The organism is Anaeromassilibacillus sp. An172 (assembly GCF_002160515.1).
GTDB classification, from domain to species: domain Bacteria; phylum Bacillota; class Clostridia; order Oscillospirales; family Acutalibacteraceae; genus Limousia; species Limousia pullorum.
This window is the reverse complement of record NZ_NFKS01000001.1, coordinates 228,237-247,139: the sequence shown is the minus strand read 5'-3', so window position 1 is coordinate 247,139 and position 18,903 is coordinate 228,237. Positions and strand designations below refer to the sequence as shown.

At 38.0% G+C, this 18,903-nt stretch carries 18 protein-coding genes and 1 pseudogene; 14 read left to right on the top strand and 5 right to left on the bottom strand.

All coding sequences use genetic code 11. The annotated features are described in order from the left end of the window. From B5F08_RS13355 to fliB, 10 genes and pseudogenes are all read left to right on the top strand, one after another. On the top strand, positions 1-185 hold a 185-nt coding region (locus B5F08_RS13355), incomplete at its 5' end, for a hypothetical protein (protein WP_204245144.1). Between the two features lie 41 nt (positions 186-226). Next, on the top strand, positions 227-2,533 hold the full coding sequence (gene mgtA, locus B5F08_RS01185) for a magnesium-translocating P-type ATPase (RefSeq protein ID WP_087375995.1): 2,307 nt from the start codon (positions 227-229) through the stop codon (positions 2,531-2,533). Then, positions 2,532-2,705 (top strand): annotated as a pseudogene (locus B5F08_RS01180) (winged helix-turn-helix domain-containing protein); the annotation flags it as partial. The gene mgtA and the pseudogene B5F08_RS01180, both read left to right, overlap by 2 nt. Positions 2,706-2,763: 58 nt before the next feature. After that, positions 2,764-4,056, top strand: a complete 1,293-nt coding sequence (locus tag B5F08_RS01175; protein WP_087375994.1) for a transglutaminase domain-containing protein — start codon at positions 2,764-2,766, stop codon at positions 4,054-4,056. A gap of 109 nt (positions 4,057-4,165) precedes the next feature. Further along, positions 4,166-4,924 carry a dihydroorotate dehydrogenase electron transfer subunit gene (locus B5F08_RS01170; RefSeq protein ID WP_087375993.1) on the top strand — a complete coding sequence of 253 codons (759 nt, stop codon included), beginning with the start codon at positions 4,166-4,168 and terminating at the stop codon, positions 4,922-4,924. Continuing rightward, complete coding sequence (locus B5F08_RS01165) at positions 4,924-5,835, top strand: dihydroorotate dehydrogenase (protein ID WP_087375992.1); 912 nt, start codon at positions 4,924-4,926, stop codon at positions 5,833-5,835. Before B5F08_RS01170 ends, B5F08_RS01165 begins: the two co-directional genes overlap by 1 nt. 21 nt (positions 5,836-5,856) lie before the next feature. Beyond that, a complete protein-coding gene (gene ruvX, locus B5F08_RS01160) occupies positions 5,857-6,279 on the top strand; it encodes a Holliday junction resolvase RuvX (RefSeq protein WP_087375991.1) in 423 nt (140 codons plus the stop codon). A gap of 15 nt (positions 6,280-6,294) precedes the next feature. After that, positions 6,295-6,831 (top strand): flavodoxin family protein, encoded by a 537-nt coding sequence (locus B5F08_RS01155; protein WP_087375990.1) that lies wholly within the window; start codon positions 6,295-6,297, stop codon positions 6,829-6,831. A 101-nt stretch (positions 6,832-6,932) separates the two neighbouring features. Continuing rightward, on the top strand, positions 6,933-7,769 hold the full coding sequence (locus B5F08_RS01150) for a hypothetical protein (RefSeq protein ID WP_242968161.1): 837 nt from the start codon (positions 6,933-6,935) through the stop codon (positions 7,767-7,769). 107 nt (positions 7,770-7,876) lie between these two features. Further along, positions 7,877-8,821 (top strand): flagellin lysine-N-methylase, encoded by a 945-nt coding sequence (gene fliB / locus B5F08_RS01145; RefSeq protein ID WP_087375989.1) that lies wholly within the window; start codon positions 7,877-7,879, stop codon positions 8,819-8,821. Between the two features lie 46 nt (positions 8,822-8,867). On the opposite strand, the gene B5F08_RS01140 is transcribed toward fliB, so the two are convergent. Both B5F08_RS01140 and B5F08_RS01135 read right to left on the bottom strand, forming a co-directional pair. Continuing rightward, positions 8,868-9,188, bottom strand: coding sequence for a carboxymuconolactone decarboxylase family protein (locus B5F08_RS01140; RefSeq protein WP_087375988.1), 321 nt, complete (start codon positions 9,186-9,188; stop codon positions 8,868-8,870). Positions 9,189-9,193: 5 nt separating this feature from the next. Beyond that, complete coding sequence (locus B5F08_RS01135) at positions 9,194-10,363, bottom strand: iron-containing alcohol dehydrogenase (RefSeq protein ID WP_087375987.1); 1,170 nt, start codon at positions 10,361-10,363, stop codon at positions 9,194-9,196. A 169-nt stretch (positions 10,364-10,532) separates the two neighbouring features. Between B5F08_RS01135 and B5F08_RS01130 the strand changes: the two genes are divergently transcribed. From B5F08_RS01130 to B5F08_RS01115, 4 genes are all read left to right on the top strand, one after another. Further along, positions 10,533-11,210, top strand: coding sequence for a response regulator transcription factor (locus B5F08_RS01130; protein WP_087375986.1), 678 nt, complete (start codon positions 10,533-10,535; stop codon positions 11,208-11,210). Continuing rightward, entirely contained in the window at positions 11,203-12,252 is a 1,050-nt protein-coding gene (locus B5F08_RS01125; RefSeq protein ID WP_087375985.1) for a histidine kinase dimerization/phospho-acceptor domain-containing protein, read from the top strand. The genes B5F08_RS01130 and B5F08_RS01125 overlap by 8 nt, the downstream gene beginning before the upstream one ends. A 123-nt stretch (positions 12,253-12,375) precedes the next feature. Then, a complete protein-coding gene (locus B5F08_RS01120) occupies positions 12,376-13,047 on the top strand; it encodes a polyphosphate polymerase domain-containing protein (protein WP_087375984.1) in 672 nt (223 codons plus the stop codon). 186 nt (positions 13,048-13,233) lie between these two features. Next, on the top strand, positions 13,234-14,484 hold the full coding sequence (locus tag B5F08_RS01115) for a CotH kinase family protein (RefSeq protein ID WP_087375983.1): 1,251 nt from the start codon (positions 13,234-13,236) through the stop codon (positions 14,482-14,484). A gap of 69 nt (positions 14,485-14,553) precedes the next feature. Here B5F08_RS01115 and B5F08_RS01110 read toward each other — a convergent pair whose 3' ends face one another. The 3 genes from B5F08_RS01110 to B5F08_RS01100 are packed head-to-tail and all read right to left on the bottom strand — an operon-like array spanning position 14,554 to position 18,900. Then, positions 14,554-16,890: a transglutaminase-like domain-containing protein gene (locus B5F08_RS01110; RefSeq protein WP_087375982.1), complete on the bottom strand. Its 2,337-nt coding sequence runs from the start codon at positions 16,888-16,890 to the stop codon at positions 14,554-14,556. Continuing rightward, positions 16,853-17,947: a DUF58 domain-containing protein gene (locus B5F08_RS01105; protein ID WP_143256339.1), complete on the bottom strand. Its 1,095-nt coding sequence runs from the start codon at positions 17,945-17,947 to the stop codon at positions 16,853-16,855. The genes B5F08_RS01110 and B5F08_RS01105 overlap by 38 nt, the downstream gene beginning before the upstream one ends. Further along, entirely contained in the window at positions 17,944-18,900 is a 957-nt protein-coding gene (locus tag B5F08_RS01100) for an AAA family ATPase (protein WP_087375981.1), read from the bottom strand. The genes B5F08_RS01105 and B5F08_RS01100 overlap by 4 nt, the downstream gene beginning before the upstream one ends. Between the last annotated feature and the right edge of the window lie 3 nt (positions 18,901-18,903).

Genomic DNA, 18,903 nt, shown 5'->3' with positions numbered 1-18,903 from the left:
TTTGCTCTCTGTTTTTTCTGTTTTTCTCTATCATTTTTATCACCTGCTTCTATTTTACCACTTTTATCGAAAAAAGCCCAGCGAAAGCTGAGCTTTTTCGACAGGCTGACCGGAAGAGAAAATCTTCCGGTTTTTTTATGGCTTTTATTAAACAAAGCAAGAAAATTGGAAGAGAAATAATTTAATTACTGTGTTATAATTTAAGCAAAGATTGGAGGTGCTTAGATTGGCAAATAACCGTTTAAGGTCTATACACAGTCGTGTGGTAAAATATGCTCATAGTGGGCTATCAGCTTTGTATAAAGACTTATCTATTTCTTTTCGAGGCTATACAAAGGAACAGGTGACAGAAAGCAGGGAGAAATACGGAGAAAATCATATTGGCAAAAAGAGTATGGATTCTATTTGGTTTCGTCTGCGAAGGGCTTTTATAAATCCATTCAGCGTTGTTCTTTTCGTTCTTGCCTGTGTTTCACTTATAACTGATATAGTGCCTATAACCGGCTACAGCAAAAATTTTGCGGCATGTTTCATTATACTGGGTATGCTGATTTTAAGCGGTACAGTGAGATTTGTACAGGAAATGAGATCTAAAAAGGCTATTGATAATTTTAGCAAATTTATATACACCACTGTAAAAACCAAAAGAGACGGACACTGGCAGGAAATACCGGCTGAGGAATTAGTGGTGGGCGACAGAATTTCCTTTCATGCCGGTGACAGAATACCTGCTGACGTGAGGCTTATAAGGGCTGACGATTTGTTTGTATCTCAGTCCATGCTTACCGGTGAAAGTGAAATTTTGGAAAAGGATACGGAAGTTTTAAGCAGTTCAAAAAACACAAAGATATCCGATTACAGCAATACTGTTTTTGCAGGTTCTGCCGTTATAGGAGGAACAGGCGAGGGTATAGTTTTGGCTGTGGGAAAAGATACGGTATACGGAGATTTGGGAACTATATCCCAGGGAAAAAACAGTGGATTCGATAAAGGTGCAAATTCTATATCCTGGGTTTTAATTCGCTTTATGGTGGTTTTAGTTCCTCTGGTATTTATAACCTGCGGAATAACAAAAGGTAACTGGGGTTCAGCATTTTTGTTTTCTCTTTCTGTAGCGGTGGGATTGACCCCTGAGATGCTTCCAATGGTTATTAACGCCTGCCTTGCAAAAGGAAGCGCAGTTATGGGAAAGAAAAACACCATCGTAAAAAATATAAACGCCATGCAGGGTTTTGGAAGTATGGATGTTTTATGCGTAGATAAAACGGGTACACTTACCGGCGATAAAATTATACTTGAATACTACATGGATTTGCTGGGCAATGAGGACAGCAGGGTTTTGGATTTTGCGTATCTCAACAGTTATTATCATTCGGGTGTTCAAAATCACTTGGATCAAGCTGTTTTAAAAGTAAAAGAAATGCCGGGTAAAAAGGAGCATTTTGAAAAGCTTAATACCATGTATCCTATTGCCGATGAACAGCCCTTTGACTATGAAAAGAAATTTTCCGGCGTTTTGGTTGAGGACGGCAAGGAAAATCTTTTTATAATAAAAGGCAGTGTTGAAGAAGTATTTAAAAGATGTAGTTATGCTGAATACAAGGGAAAAATTTATGATATAGATGAAAACTCCATATCAAGCGTAAATGAAATAGTTGACGAAATGCAGGATGATGGAATGAAAGTGATTGCCGTGGCTTATAAAAAGCAGTCATCACAAAGAATTTCCGGTAAAGATAATAAGGACTTCATACTTATCGGTTATCTTGCGTTTTTTGACGCACCGAAAAAAAGCGCATGTGAAGCTGTTGAAAAGCTTAAAAAGCTCCGTGTGCCCATTAAGGTTTTGACCGGCGACAACAAAAAAGTCACTTTGTCTGTTTGCAGAAGACTTGGTATTCCCTATGACAAGGTTTTAACAGGAGAGGATATTGATACCATGTCTTCTGATGAGCTTATAATCTCTGTTGAAAAAACATCTGTGTTTACTGAGCTGTCACCGAAACAGAAGGCTAAAATTGTTAAGGTGCTTCAGGAAAACGGACATACAGTTGGATTTTTGGGCGACGGAATGAATGACCTGCCGGCAATTATTCAGTCTGATGTGGGAATTTCTGCCGAGGGTGCGGCGGAAACAGTACAGGAAGCGGCAGATGTAATTCTATTAAAAAAGGATTTAAACGTCTTGGAAGAAGGAATACTGGAGGGCAGAAAAGTATTTGCCAACATGTCAAAATACATCAGAATAACCGCTTCCTCAAACTTTGGAAATATCTTTGCTATAGTTGTAGCCGGAGTATTTCTTCCCTTTTTCCCAATGGCAGCAGTTCAGCTTCTTTTGCTTAATCTTTTGTATGATGTAATCTGTCTTATACTGCCCTGGGACAATGTGGACGAGGATATATACGACTATCCAAGACCTTGGTCGGGAAAAACATTGGGAAGATTTATGAGATTTTTCGGCCCTATAAGCTCTGTTTTTGATATTGCAACTTTCTTCTTTTTGTTCTTTGTTTTTTGTCCTATGGTATAAGGAACAGATATATCAGGCGGTTTGGGACAGTGATTATCTCCTTGATGACAGTAATATAATGGCGTTTATAAGAAAGCTAAGGAAGAAAATTGAACCCAACCCGGATGCACCTGAATATATAATTACAATCTGGGGTATAGGATATAAATTTAACGATAAAGAGATAATTTAACTTTTCAATGAAATAATTTCTTGCTTCTCTGAATAAGATTGTACAGGGAGTGAGAATTATGAAAGAAAAGAAAAATGTTTATTTTAAAATTATATCTGCAATACTTGTTGCCGCTGTTTTGGGGTACGTTATATATTCGGTAGTTTCGTATTTTCCCACCACTTCTACCGTAAATTACGACGGATATACCTACGAGCAAGTGGAAAAAGCCACAATGCCATATGTTGAAAATGCTGACAAGCCTATAAACAGTGGATATGAATATCTTGAATCTGAAAAGCTTAAAAGTTTGTATAAAGCTATAGAGCAGTCTGTTTACTGTATTTCTGCATCGAAAGATGATGAGGGAAAATATGTCACTATGCAGGTTTTAGCAGGTGAAGAGAGATACGCAGAAAAAGAAATACATATGACTGTTACAGCTTTTTTTGATGATAACCCTCAGGTCTTTTGGTGCGACAAATCTCTTTTGTGCAGTTATTCAAAGGATAAGGGTACATATATATCCGCTGTTTCTTTATATTCTGCCGATGAAATAGACAGCATGAGCGAAGAGCTTTCAAAAGAGATTTTAAAAATAGTCAGCAATGCGCCGGCGGTTTCAGATTTTTACTATATCGAAAAATATGTACACGACAGAATAATTGACAGCTGTGAATACAAAACTCCCGAATCCTCAGAGTCCCTTGCGTCTACTGCTTACGGCTGTCTTGTGGAAAACAAAGCAAACTGTGAGGGCATTACAGATGGTTTTAATCTTGTGATGAAATGCTTTGGAATTGAAACATTGAAAATATACGGCTCTGCTCAGGGAATAGGATTGCACACATGGAACTGTGTCAAATTAAATAACAACTGGTATATGACCGATGTTACCTGGGATATGCGTGACAAAGGTCACAGGTATGATTATTTTAATATGACCGAAAAAGAATTTTCTAAAACTCATATTGTGGAAAAAATATATTCTGAAATTGAAGATGACAAATCAAGCATGGAGCTGTCTGTGAGATACTACAATATTTATGTGCCGGAATGTACGGACTTGAATCAAAGCTATTTTGCAAGGGAAGGATATCCTGTAACTAAGGAAACAGATATTTATAAAAGCAAATACCTGCTTGATTATATATTCAGAGCTTTTAAGTCAGGTTCAGGTTACTGCTGTCTGAAAATCAGCACTGATATTATACCTTTGGATTCTGCCGCTGAAATCTTATTAAACGATGAAAACATAGATTACTATAATACCAATATACAGTATCGTTTATCTGACGGAGAAGTTTTTCATCTTGAAAAGGAAAATATAGAGATTGTTGAGGATTTGGGTATTATAATTTTAAGATTTTAATGTTTATACTATTTATTTAATCCCGTATTTATGATATAATCATTTTGTATAAGGCGTAGTTTGCTTACGGTGAAACTGTGCCTATGATTAAGTAACGGGAGTGATACCAATGAAATACGATGCTCAGCTTTTTCGTTTGGAAAAAAATGAAGAGATAGCAAAAGGTATTTTTGATTTTGTACTTTATAATCCTCAGCTTGCTGAAATAACAAAGGAAGGACAGTTTGCCCATGTAAAGGTGGGAAATAAAACTTTAAGACGTCCTATATCTATCTGTGATGCAGACAATGAAAGAATCAGACTTGTGTTTCAGGTAAAGGGAGAGGGTACTGAGATCCTTTCCAAAGCTAAAGTCGGCGATGAACTGGATATAATCTGTCCTTTGGGCCATGGATTTGATATTCAGAAAGGAAAAAAATATTGCCTTATCGGCGGAGGTATCGGCGTTCCTCCTATGCTTTACTGCGCAAAAACAGCAGAAAATCCTGTTGTAATTACCGGATTTAGAAATAAAGACCTTGTAATTTTGCAGGACGATTTTAAGAAATATACAGACGAAGTTTACCTTGTTACCGATGACGGTACAGCAGGTGAAAAGGGCTTTGTAACTGATGTTCTGAAAAAGAAAATCGATGAGGTTGATGAAGTTTGCGCCTGCGGCCCAATGGTTATGCTAAAAGCTATAGCAGAAATATGCAAGGAAAAGGGAAAGTCTTGTCAGGTATCTCTGGAAGAGAGAATGGGCTGCGGTATAGGCGCTTGCCTTGTATGCGCTTGTAAGACAAGAACAGGCGAAAACGGCGAGGAAGAGTATACTCACGTATGTAAAAAAGGTCCTGTATATAAAGCTGAGGAGGTTGTATTTTAATGGCTGATTTGAAAGTAAAAATAGGTGATATTACCTTTTCAAACCCTTTGATTGCCGCATCCGGAACATTCGGTTTCGGCCATGAATATAATGAATTTTATCCTCTCAGCAAGCTTGGCGGTATTTCCTGTAAGGGAATAACTTTGCAGAAAAGAGACGGCAACCCGCCTCCAAGAATTGCAGAAACTCCAAGCGGCATCTTAAACGCTGTAGGTTTGCAGAACCCCGGCGTTGATCATTTTATAAAAGAGGACTTGCCTTGGCTTAAACAGCAGGACACAGTTATTATCGCAAATATTGCAGGAAACACAACTGAGGACTACTGCAAAATGGCAGAAAAGCTTTCCGACAGCGATGTTGATATGATTGAGCTCAATATAAGCTGCCCTAATGTTAAAAGCGGCGGCGTACAGTTTGGCACAAGCTGTGAATCAGTAGGCGCAATAACAAGTGCTGTAAGAAAATACTGCAAAAAACCTTTGGTGGTAAAATTAAGCCCTAATGTTACCGATATTGCAGAGATTGCAAAAGCAGCCGAGGCAAACGGTGCAGATGTTATTTCAATGATTAACACCCTTACAGGTATGAAAATTGATATCAATACAAGACGTCCTATAATCAGAAACAATACAGGCGGTCTCAGCGGTGCGGCTGTATTCCCTGTTGCTGTTAGAATGGTTTGGCAGGTAGCAAATGCCGTTAAAATACCGATTATCGGAATGGGCGGTATAACAACATGGCAGGATGCAGTTGAAATGATGATTGCCGGCGCTACTGCTTTACAGATTGGCACAGTGCTTTTCAACGATCCTTATGCACCTATTAAAATCTGTGAGGGAATGAATAAATTCCTTGATGACAATAATATTGCTTCTGTTACCGAGCTTACAGGAACAATTAAACCATGGTGATTAAAGGATTGAAAAACTTATATGATTATAATGTCTGTTGATTTGGGAAAGGCGAGAACCGGAATTGCTGTTTGCGATAAAACTGAAATGCTTGCCTCTCCTTATCGTGTGATAAATGAAACATATATAGAAAAGCTTCTTGATAAGGTTTCAGACTGCGCCAAAGAAACTAAGGCGGAGCTTTTGGTTGTTGGCTTGCCAAAAAATATGGATGGCTCAGAGGGCGAAAGCGCAGAAAATGCAAGAGTTTTTGCCCAGAGGCTGAAAGAAAAAACCGGACTTCCTGTTGAGATGAAGGACGAGCGTGGAACAACAATCACCGCTCACAATTATCTTAACATAACCGACACAAGAGGAAAAAAACGCAAAGCCGTTGTTGACGCTGTTGCGGCTACAATAATTTTGCAGGACTATTTGGATTACAGAAAACATAGTCGAATTTAAAAGCAGGTGGCATTTATGAATAAGGATATTTTAATTGTATATCATTCGGAAACAGGCTTTACCGAAAAATATGCCAGATGGCTTTCAGAGGATTTAGACTGCCTTGCGATTTCTCTCGACAGTGCCAAAAAGCAGAATTTAAAGGAATACAAAAAAATTCTTTTCGGTTCTTGGATGATGGCAGGGGAAGTTCAGCGTCTAAAAGAAATTCAGGAAATTTGTCCCGATGAGGATAATTGTGTGTTGTTTGTAACCGGTGCGGCTCCTGCAAACTTTGCCGACAATTTTACAGCTATTCATACAGCTCTGCAAAACCTTGATTTTGATATAAAATATTTTTATCTTCAAAGCGGACTTAATTATCAGAAGATGAAGTTTCGCAATAGAATGGTCATGAGAATGATGAACATAATGCTGAAGATAAGAAAACCTGTGGGTGAAAATGAGATTATGCTCAAAAGTATTCTTAAAAATTCTTTTGACAACAGCCGCAGGGAGTATCTTGTACCTATGGAAAACTATGTTTTGACAGGTTCAGAAGAACAAAAATAAAATTATCACATTTAACCAAAACCTCCATATTATATAGTGTTACCTAAGCACAAAGCTGTATTGCATAAGGTGATTGCAAAAATAATATGGAGGTTTTACTTATGGCGGATATTTCTTTGGAAAACAAAAATTGCTGCGAAGAAAATCACGACGGCTGTGACTGCGGCAAGCATGGAGAAACCGTGTGCATCGACGCAAGCAGAGTTTATGACAGCTGCGGCGACAAAGACTGTTTAAGCGACCTGCGCCTTTATTTTACAGAGGCTAATCAGGGGATTATAAATACTGCTGTCAATATAAGAATCAGAGATGTTGATGTGGCTGACGTCTGCATAAATCTGGAGCCTGTGCCTTTCCACCGTGGATTTTACACAGTTGATATGACATTCTTCTATGAGGTTTGCCTTGATGTTTTCGTAAATCCGGGAGCTATGCCTACACCTGTTTCAGGTCTTGCGGTATTCAACAAAAAGGTTATACTTTACGGCAGTGAGGGAAATGTAAAAACCTTTACCAGCACATCAAAATGCGGAGAAGAAAATCTTTCGGATGTTCCATGCAAAAATCTTCCGAAAGCAACAGTTCAGGTTGCAAAGCCTATCGCTTTGTCAGCAAAAATAAAGGAAAACTGCGGAGGTTGTATGCCTAACTGCCGTGTTCCAAGCTGTATTTGCCAGCGTTTCGGCGGAGAGTTTATGGCTCCGGCAGGAAGAGCGGTTTATGTGACAATAGGTATGTTCACCGTTGTTCATATAGAGAGAAACGTTCAGATACTTGTTCCGTCTTACGATTTCTGCATACCGGAAAAAGAGTGCGTGAGCACCTCAGACAATCCTTGTGAAGTATTCAGCAAAATAGACTTCCCAACTGATGAATTCTTCCCGCCTAAGGTTACAGACCTAAACGGCGACGAGGGCTGCGGATGCAGAAGAATGTAATATTTTTTGATTAAGAAATGAGCTATCGGTTTTCCGATAGCTCTGTTTTTTGCGGTAAGTTTTCATAAGGAAGAAAGTATGGTATAATTTATGCGAGGTGGTAAAAGATGACCGTAACAGTTCCGTCTTATTATAAGGATTTTAAATGCATAGCCGATAAATGTAAACATTCCTGCTGTATTGGCTGGGAAATTGATATAGATGACGAAACCCTTGATTTCTATAAATCCGTTAAAGGCGATTTTGGTAAAAGACTTAATTCATACATAAAATCTGAAAGCGGTATAAACAGCTTTATTCTTGATAAAAACGAAAGGTGTCCTTTTCTAAACAAGGACAATCTTTGTGATATTTACATAGAGCTTGGAGAAAATAACCTTTGTCAAATTTGTACTGACCATCCACGTTTCAGAAATTATCTTTCCGATTGTATCGAAATGGGCCTTGGTATGTGCTGCGAAGAAGCGGCAAGACTTATACTTTCTCAGGAAAGCAAATTTAAAATGGTTTTTTTAAAGGAAGAAAATGAAGAGATTGATCTTACAGAGGATGAGGAATATATTCTGAATGTCAGGGAAGATTTGTACTCAATAATATACGAAAATGAAAACGACATTGAGAACGGTATAAATGAAATTTTTGATTTTATGGAATACTCATTTCCCGATAAGTCTTTGTCACAATGGGTAGATTTATTATTAAATCTTGAAATACTTGACCCGCAATGGAAAACACTCCTTGAAAACATAAAATCTAAGGAAAATGAGATTATAAAAACAGGTTTAGAAGGCTTCAACAGGGAGTTTATAAATCTTATTATCTATTTTCTGTTTCGTCATATGGTTAACTGCAGTGACTGGGAGGATTTATGTGCAAGGGTTTCCTTTTCTGTTTTTGCTTATAGGCTCATAAAAATATTATGTATAAATAAACTGATTGAATCAGAAGAATGTAATTTTGAAGACTTATGCGAGTATGCAAGGCTATTTTCCTCTGAGATTGAGTATTCTCAGGAAAACATGGATGCGGTTTTAGATATGTTAAAAACTTAAAGTAAAAGGCAGTTCACTATGAACTGCCTTTTATATGTGTGAAGAATTATTCTCCGTAAATTTCTTTTGCGTAGTTAAACGCTGCCCAAGCTTTCGGCCATCCTGCATAAAATGCGGCGTGAGTCAAAATTTCGGACATTTCGGTTTTTGTAACTCCGTGCTTCTTGGCGTTTGCAATGTGAAATTTTAATGAGCTGTCTAAAACTCCGCTTGCCATAAGGGCGGTTACAGTTACAATGCTTCTGTCACGTGCAGAAAGCAAGTCCTCTCTTGCCCAAATCTCACCGAATAAAACATCGTCGTTGAGCTGTGCAAATTTTGGAGCGAACTCTCCAAGCTGATCTCTTCCTGCTGTTACTTTTTCCATGGCTATTACCTCATGCTTTCTTTTAAAATTTCAACTATCTCTTCGTGATTTAAAATCTTGTATCCGCCTTCCATAATAAATGTTCCGTCGGTTATGCCATCAAGCATATCTTCGGTTACATTCAAATCCTTAAGGTTCATTACAAGACCGATTTCTTTCATGTAGTTTTCCATTTCATTAAGACCTTCAAGGGCGATTTCCTCGTCGGTTTTGTTCTGTGGATTTACATTCCAAACATTTATAGCATATCTCTTAAATTTATTAAGACCGTATGGCATTATGTGCTTATAGTATGGGATTGAAACTGCCGCTAATGTCATTCCGTGAGTTGCGTCTGTATAAGCTCCGACAGACTGACCAATCATATGAACCATCCAGTCTGTTGTTTTTCCTTTTGCAACAAGTGTGTTTAACGCCCATGTGGCAATCCACATGATGTTGCTTCTTGCTTCATAGTCCTGAGGATTTTCAACAGCTATTTTTGAGCTGTGTATAAGGGATTTTAAAAGACCTTCCATAATATAATCGGAAGTGTTGTCGTCATCTCCTGAGAAATACTGTTCAAGGATGTGTGACATTATATCGTAGAAGCCTGCCACCATTTGATATTTCGGCAGAGTAAAAGTAAATGTAGGATTGAGAATAGAGAATTTAGGGAATACGTTGTCGCCGAAAACATGACCTATCTTGAGCTTGCTTTGGTGGTTTGTGATAACAGAGCCGCCATTCATCTCTGAACCTGTACCTACCATTGTAAGCACACAGCCTACAGGTATAATTTTGTTTGAAACGTCTTCCATTCTGAGATAATATTTATCCCATGGATCCTCTTCGCAGTATGCGGAAACTGACACAGCTTTTGAGTAGTCGCAAACCGAGCCGCCGCCTACAGCAAGAATTAAATCTACGTTGTTATCCTTCGCAATTTTGCATCCCTCATAAAGCTTTTCAACTGTTGGGTTTGGCATAACACCGGGATCCTCAAACACGGTTTTGTTACATTCCTTGAGGATGTAAATTACCTGCTGATAAATTCCGTTTTTCTTTATTGAACCGCCGCCATATACAAGCATTATGTTTTGACCATAGTTATTGAGTTCTGTTTTAAGATTTTCAAGAGCTTTGTCGCCAAAATAAAGCTTTGTGGGGTTTGAATATGTAAAATTACCTAACATGATCGTCACTCCTGTTTGAATTATTTTTCATATTGAGTATACTCCTTAAAGTTAACTCTAAGTCAAGACTTTTTTAAAATTTTTTATTTTAAAATCCTTTATAAAAATTATGCTAGTGTTTAAGGTGTTTCTAAGTTAAAAAGAATAGAATACCTTGTGGTGATGTAATATGAAACTTTTATATGCTGAAGACGAAATCAGTATGTCGGAAGCTGTTAAGGATATTTTGGAATATCATAATTACAGTGTGGATGCAGTTTATGACGGTGAGGAAGCTCTGGAATTTGCAAGACTTGAACATTACGACGGAATAATACTTGATGTTATGATGCCGAAATTAAACGGTCTGCAGGTTTTACAAAAGCTTAGAGCAGAAGGCTGTAAAACTCCTGTGCTTTTACTTACTGCAAAAAGTGAGGTTGAAGACAGAATAGAAGGTCTTGATATGGGCGCCGATGATTATCTTCCAAAACCATTTGTGATGGGTGAGCTTTTAGCAAGAATCAGAGCTATGCTTAGGCGCAGGGAAGAATTTACTCCTGATATTTTAAAGTGCGGAAATATCTCTTTGAATATACAAAGCTATGAGTTAAGCGGAAACGGGCAGAGCTTTGTTCTTCCCAAAATAGAATATAAAATGATGGAAGCTCTTATGCTCAATAGAGGGATATTTCTTTCAACGGAGGACTTGCTGGTAAAGGTTTGGGGATATAATTGTGAAGCTGACATAGGCGTTGTGTGGGTATACATATCATATCTTAGAAAAAGACTTTCAGCGCTAAAAGCCAATGTGGAAATAAAAGCAAAAAGGAATGTGGGATATACACTGGAGGTTGTAAATGATTAAAATTCTTCAGCGTAAATTTGTCTTTGCTGCAATGATTGCAGTTTCAATTCTTCTTATAGCTTCTTTGGGTACAATCAATTTAGCAAATACAATTATGACCTCAAATCAAACCGATAATCTTTTAGATGAAATAATAACAGGTGAATTAAATCAATCAAGTCAACCGCCTAATGCTCCCAATAATATAAATCCTGGAAGCAGCCCTATGCGTTTTTCGGAAAGAAATATGTCTTCTGTTTTCTTTGTTGCAAGGGTAAATAATTCAGGAGAGGTTGTTCAGCTTGATATATCGAGAATTACCACTATGACAGAAGATGAGGCAGAAAATATAACTTTGCAAGCCATTGAATTATCTGAAAACTCCGGCAAAATATCAGGTTTTAAATATACAAGCATGAATGACGGTATCGGAAAGGTTTATGTTTTTTTGGATGTTTCTTATCAGACTTATTCCGTGCTTACTGTTTTGTTTTTGTCTGTGCTTATAGGTTTGATATGCTGGGTATTAATGTTAATTCTGGTAATTTTTCTGTCAAAAAAAGCTATTAAACCTATTGCTGAAAATATTGAACGGCAAAAACAGTTTGTAACAGATGCAGGTCACGAAATAAAAACTCCGCTGGCTATAATTTTAGCAAATACAGACGCTTTGGAGCTTCACAACGGCGAAAATAAATGGAGCAAGAACATTAGAGCACAGACTATCAGGCTCAGCAGACTTATGCAAAACCTGTTAACGCTTGCAAAAATCGATGAAAGTGATATAAACGCTACAAAGGAGAGTTTTTCTCTTAATGAGATTATCGACAGGACTTCCGATATGTTTCAGGAAATGCTAATTCCTAAAAACCTTATTTTACAGAAATACTATTCAGCAGATGTGATTATCTGCGCAAATAAGGAACTGATTACCCGCAAAGGCGGAGGATATGGAATAGGACTATCAGCCGCCCGTTCAATAGCTGAAATTCACGGCGGAAGTATAAAAGCAAGCTATGGAAATGACAACACAATAATTTTTACCGTTGAATTTAAAATCTGATATCGTTACTAAAAACACTCACTTGGGTTACCACAGTGGGTGTTTTTATATTCTAAGTTGGCGCTAAGGTAAAAGTTATATGATGAACGTGTAAAATAAATGTAATGAAGCGAGGTGAAAAAGATGAAGTTCAGACATGAATGGAAACACGAGATAAACAAAGGCGATTATTATGAACTGCGTGCAAGATTATCTTCCATCGCTTATCCTGATAAAAATGGCGTAAACGGCAGATATATAGTGCGCAGTCTTTATTTTGATGATTTGAATGATACTGCCCTTATGGAAAAAATAAACGGTGTAAGCAAGAGAGAAAAATTTCGTATACGTTATTATGATTACGATAAATCTTTCATTCATCTTGAGAAGAAAGCTAAAATTGACAAGCTTTGCTGCAAAACAAGTGAAGTAATCTCCGAAGAACAGGTAAACAAAATTTTAAACGGTGACACCCAATGGATGTTAGATTGTGAGAAACCTTTAATAAGGGAATTGTATTATAAAATCAAAAATAATGGTGTAAAGCCCAAAACCATTGTGGAATACACAAGAGATGCATTTACTTTCCCTGCTGGAAATGTACGTGTTACATTGGATTACAATATAAGAACAGGGTTAGGCAGTACGGATTTTTTAAATCCAAACTGTGTTACAATTCCGGCAGGTAATCCGGTAGTGATACTTGAAGTAAAATGGGATGAGTTTTTACCGGATGTTATAAAAGACGCAGTACAGTTGAAAGACAGAAGAGTTTCTGCATTTTCAAAATATGCGGCTTGCCGTATTTATGATTGATTATGAAAGGAAAGATTTATATGAATTTCAGTGATATTTTTAAGTCAAGTTTTTTGGAGAATGTTGGAAGTGTAAGTATACAGCTCGATTTCAGAAGATACACAGCCTTTTAGTGACAGTCAATCGGATTCTTTTGGCGGAGGTCAGGAATTCTCAGGAAGAGGCCCTGGAGGTTTTGGCGGCAATATGGGCGGCGGAGAAATGCCTGAGGGTATGATGCCTCCGGATATGAACGAAAACGGAGACACTACTGAACTTCCCAATAACCAAAACAGAGAAAATTTTGGAGGAGGTATGGGAGGTTCAATGGGCAGTGACGATGTATCTCTTATATATACCGATGATAATTATGACAGCTACTCCAATATTTTTGACAATGCCAAAACAGATATAACCGATGAGGATAAGGACAGACTTATACAGGCTTTAAAAAATATCAATGAAAATGTTGATATAGAAAACAGCGTTGATGTTGATGAGGTAATAAGATACTTTGTGGTTCACAACTTCGTTCTGAATTTTGACAGCTACACAGGTTCTATGATTCACAATTACTATCTTTATGAAAGTGACGGTCAGCTTTCAATGATTCCATGGGATTATAACCTTGCGTTCGGAGGATTTCAGTCAGCGGCTGATGCTACAAGCCTTGTAAACTACCCGATAGACTCGCCTGTTTCCGGAGGAACTATAGATTCAAGACCTATGCTTGCATGGATTTTCAATAATGAAGAATATACACAAATGTATCACGAATACTTTAATGAGTTTATAACGGAAGTGTTTGATAGCGGTGTATTTTCCGAGATGATAGACAGTGTGAAAGAGATTATATCTCCTTATGTTGAAGCAGACCCTACAAAGTTCTGTACATACGATGAGTTTTTGACAGGTATAGACACTTTAAAAGAATTTTGTCTGCTTCGTGCTGAAAGCATTTCGGGACAGCTTGATGGAACAATAGGTTCTACATCGGAAGAACAGCAGGATAAAGAAAACTTTGTGGATGCAAGCGATATTTCCATTTCGGATATGGGTTCAATGAACAATTCTATGGGCGGAGGCCGTGGTGGAATGATGAACAATGATTTTTCCGGTGAAGGCGGAGATTTTTCCATGAGAGAACAGCAGCCATCATCGGAAGACAGTTCCTCAAATATGCAGGTTTCAAATACCGCAGATATCAATAGCAGTGGAGAAACCAACGAAGTTCCGCCTACTGAAATTCCTACAGAAAGCAGTACAGGAGAAGAATTTCCAAACAATGCAAACGGAAATATGATGCCGGGAAATAGAGGGAATATGAATTTCTCTATGGATAATCAATTTTCGGAAAGCACATCACAAACCCGGAGTAATGATATAATTTTAATAATAGTTACAATTTTAGTATTAACAGCAGGTTTAGCTTTTGCTTTCATTTTTAAGAGAAGATAATCTTACACACATAAAAACAGCCAGCGCAATTTAAATTTTGCGTTGGCTGTTTTCTGTTGAGTTAGTTTATCAATAATAAACCTTAAAGTATTTAAAATAAATCTTTTTGATGAAATTGAGTTTGCCAAAAACAAATTCCGCAGTGCGGACGTAATGATTATATGCTGTACGTTTTTCATCTTTTTCTATTGGTCTATTGCCAAAGGCCGCTTTGTTTGCCAGATTTACAAAGTATGCTATATCTGAAACGCTTAATTCTTCCACAAGCTCAGAAAGCTTTTCAGGGAAGTCTGCTTCTGTGCCTTTGTATTCCTTTAAGTAACCGCCAAGATGAAGCATATCTACCATTTTTACCAAAAGAATATTAGGTTTCATTCTTCTTAATGAAGCAAGCTTACCTTTTCTTCTCCATTTAAAGAACAGTATAACAGCTATAATCACAACAACAGTTATAACCGCAGTTACCACTATTTTTAGTGCCTGAATCAGCATTTCGCTCATGGAGTTATTATTATCTGATGAATTTGTATTATTTGGCTCTGTTGTTGGTTCAGTCAAATCTGATGGTTCCGTTGTGTTTTCGGTGGGTTCTGTTGTAGCTTCCTCTGAGGTGGGTTCTTCCGTAGGATTGTTGTCATCACCGGCAGTTGAACCTCCCTGGTCGATTTCATCCTGGGAGAAAGTCACCTCTGTAGGAATCCAGCCTGTGCCGTCTACATAGACTTCAACCCAAGCATGAGCTTTTTCATCTGTGGCGATTGCGGTGTATGTTCCGTCGCTGTTTTGATGAAAATCACTGGGAGTTACCATATAACCTGTAACGTATCTTGATGGAAGTCCCAGCAATCTATACATAAGCGCCGCTGTTGTTGCATACTGCTGGCAAAATCCTTTTCCGCTGTCAAAGAGAAAATATTCTGCAATATCAACACCTGAAGGAGCATTGCCCGGTGAAGTTGTGTATGTCGTCATTTCGTTCAACGTGCTTATAATGAAGTTTGTTGCGGCGGTGTAGTTACCTTTTCTTACTCCACTTGTATTGCACAGTTCTACTATTCTCGGTATTTTATCCCCCGGAACATACATATAGGTGCTTTCTGCATATGCGCCGTACTCGCCTAACAGGTCATCAAATCCGCCGGCTGATACAGTGTCTAAAACACTAAGAAAGTCTGAGAGATTATATCCCTGATATGTTGTATAACCGTTTTCTGAGCCGGTCTCCTGAGAAAGAACAGGTACACATGTGCCGGTCATAAGGCTTTTATAGCTGCGGACGTTTATATCCATAACATCGCTTTCGTCAAGTATAAACTGCAAAATATAGTATGGATTGTTGCAGACCATACTGTAATAATTTCCGTCCTGCATGTTGGAGAAAAAGCTGTTTTCATTTACAGTGTTCCATCGTCCGTTATTATAGTAACCGCCTGTATAGTTCTTGAGATATACAGCGTCTTTTGGCTGCTGTGAGGTAACTATTTCCAAGTGTTTTTGTCCAAAGGAATAATTGTTTCCCCTGTTGACGTTGCCGTTGTCAGGCTCTACATTTACAACGGAAGAAATAGTCTGCTGAACAATAGACTCAACGGTCATCGGTATTTCATAGAGATTATCAAGGCGTGGTGTTGCAAATGTGTAGGCAAGAATGGAAAAAACCAAAAACAAAGCCATTAGGATTGCAGCACCGCTTCCGCCTGCACTCATTCTCTCGGAAGCCGACAGCCTGTGAACTTTTCGCTTTTTTCTTTTGGATGGATTGTGCACGTTTCCTACAGTGTAGCTTCCAACAAAGAAAAGACCCAGCAAAAACAGATCGAGTAATTCTATGTCTATATCATATATAGGTGACATAATTAAAAATGGCACCGATACTAAAACCATAATCCATCCCTTACCGGCGCAGAATGTGAGCATGTAAAAGATGAGAGATATAAACATTGCGCAGACAAGAACTATATGGGTTATATCCACTAAGCTTATAAAAGGAGGTGACCATATAATCAAACCTATTATTATATTTATCTGCGCCATTATTTTTCCGTAAAATAAGAAAAATGCCACTGCCGTTATGGCTGTTCCAGAAAGAAACAAATATAAAGGCTTTATTTTAGGCAGCATTGATATTATCCAAATAATAAGGCTGAATACTGCCAAACCTATATAAACAAAAGTTTCATTAAAGTTAATGTCTGTAAAGTTTTTAATAATTCTAAGTGTAGCGAATACACCGCAGTCAAAAAACAAAAGCATTAACAAATTTAAAAAGTAATTATTCTTCTTTGTGGTTGACACCGCTCCGGTAACTCGGAGTGATACGGCAGGTTCGTTTTTCTGATATAAATAATCCTGACGAACCTGTCGATTATTATATACAGATTGTTGATTTTTTGATTTCCTGCTCATAATCTTCCTCCGAAAATTCTTTTATTATGTTTTCGTTGTAAGACAGAATTAAATCGGTATTGAACATCAAAACGGACTCGTTTTTCATGCAATGCTGATAAAATTCAGACATATATTCTTCGGACACGGTTTTTGTACCATCAATCACCCCTGTTATTATGAGGCTTTCAATCATTTCGCTGTAATCCTCATATTTTTTTATATTGTGTGAAACCGTCTGCTTTTCTTCTACGCTGAACCACTGTATACAATGCGGTATATCGGATGAGAGAAAACCAAGGGATATGGCTGAAATAATCTCCCAGAACGCATCCAGCTTTTTAGGGGAGCTGTCAGAGCTTCTCAAATCAATAAAGAAAAACAGCTCTGTGCCAACCTCGTCCATGTACTCTTTGCTCATAAGTTCGTCCATTCGTGCTGTAAGCTTCCAATGAATGTTTCTTATGGAGTCGCCGGGTGTGTATGTTTTTATCTGATATATTTCAGGAGGCTGATTTCCCGGTCGGTTTACAGCTTCTCTGTCAAGGTTGTCAAAGCCTAAAAAGATTTGATTTTTTCTTATATCAATCTTATTCTGTGACGGCATAACAACAAATGTTCCGCCGCCGGAAAGCTTTTTCTTTGATGCAAAAAAGCCAAGATAGTCCCATACTTTTATCTGACCGAGTTCAACTGACAGTATACCGGAGTATATGGAAGAAAGCTGCACTTCAATATCAGTAACACTTCTTGCGCCTACGTAACCCTTTAATGTGTGTTTTTTATTGTCGGAAACTCCGTTTGTTTTGCACACAACACTTAGCTCGAATTTAGTGACGGCAAGCAAGGATTTGTTTTTTATTTTGATACATCCGGTAGTGTATTCGCCCTTTTTTACCTTTTTGTCCGAAAGCAGAACATCAAAGGATAATCTGCGTCCGATAAGCTTGGAAACTATAAACATACCTATGAACAGAAAAAGCTCTGCAAAAAACAATATCATCAAAGGGCCGCTTCTGAAAAATCCGGCAAGATAAAGTGTGGCGCAGGCGGAAAACAAAAATATTATTTTCCTCATCTGTTTTTCCCCCTAAGGGCGGGAGCTTCAATCCTTTTAAGAATATCGTTTAATACATCTCTTTTGTCAACGCCGTCTATACGGGCTTTTACATTGAGCTGTATTCTATGGAGAGCAACAGGTAAAAACTGGCTTGAAACATCTGAAGGAGAAACAAAATCATTTCCGTTAAGCCATGCGTTTGCCCTTGCTATCTTTACAAGAGAAATTGTACCTCTCGGGCTTACGCCTATTTCTATATAAGGATTTTCACGGGTAGCTGTTACAAGGCGTACAATGTAACTGTAGATATGGTCGTGAATATAGACCTGTTCAACGTCCTGCTGCATTTTAAGGAAAGCATCAGCATTGAGCATGGCTGTGAGATTGTCTGTTCTGCCGCCGTTTTGAACACCTTTTGCAAGAAGTATTTCGTTTTGCATATCCGGATAACCCATTGATGTGCTTATCATAAATCTGTCAAGCTGAGCAAAAGGAAGCATCTGTGTACCTGCTGTACCGAATGGGTTTTGTGTTGCAATAACAAAGAAAGGTGACGGTACTTTTCTTGTTATTTTTTCAACAGTAACTTGTTTTTCTTCCATAACCTCAAGAAGTGCAGACTGGGTTTTAGGAGAAGTTCTGTTTATTTCGTCGGCAAGAAGCAGATTGCAGAATACTGCTCCGGGCTGGTAAACAAACTTTTGTATATCCTTTTGATATATGGAAAAACCTGTAAGGTCAGAGGGAAGTACGTCAGGTGTAAACTGCACACGCTTCCATTTAAGGCCTAAAAGCTTTGAGAAAGCCAAAGCCAATGTTGTTTTTCCAACTCCGGGGATATCCTCAAGCAAAACATGTCCTCCTGCGAGAAATGCCGCAAAAACTTCTTTTGTAAGTTCTTCCTTTCCCAGAATAACTTTATTCAAACGTGAAAGCACAATTTGTGCCGCTTCTCTGTATTCCTGATTCATTTT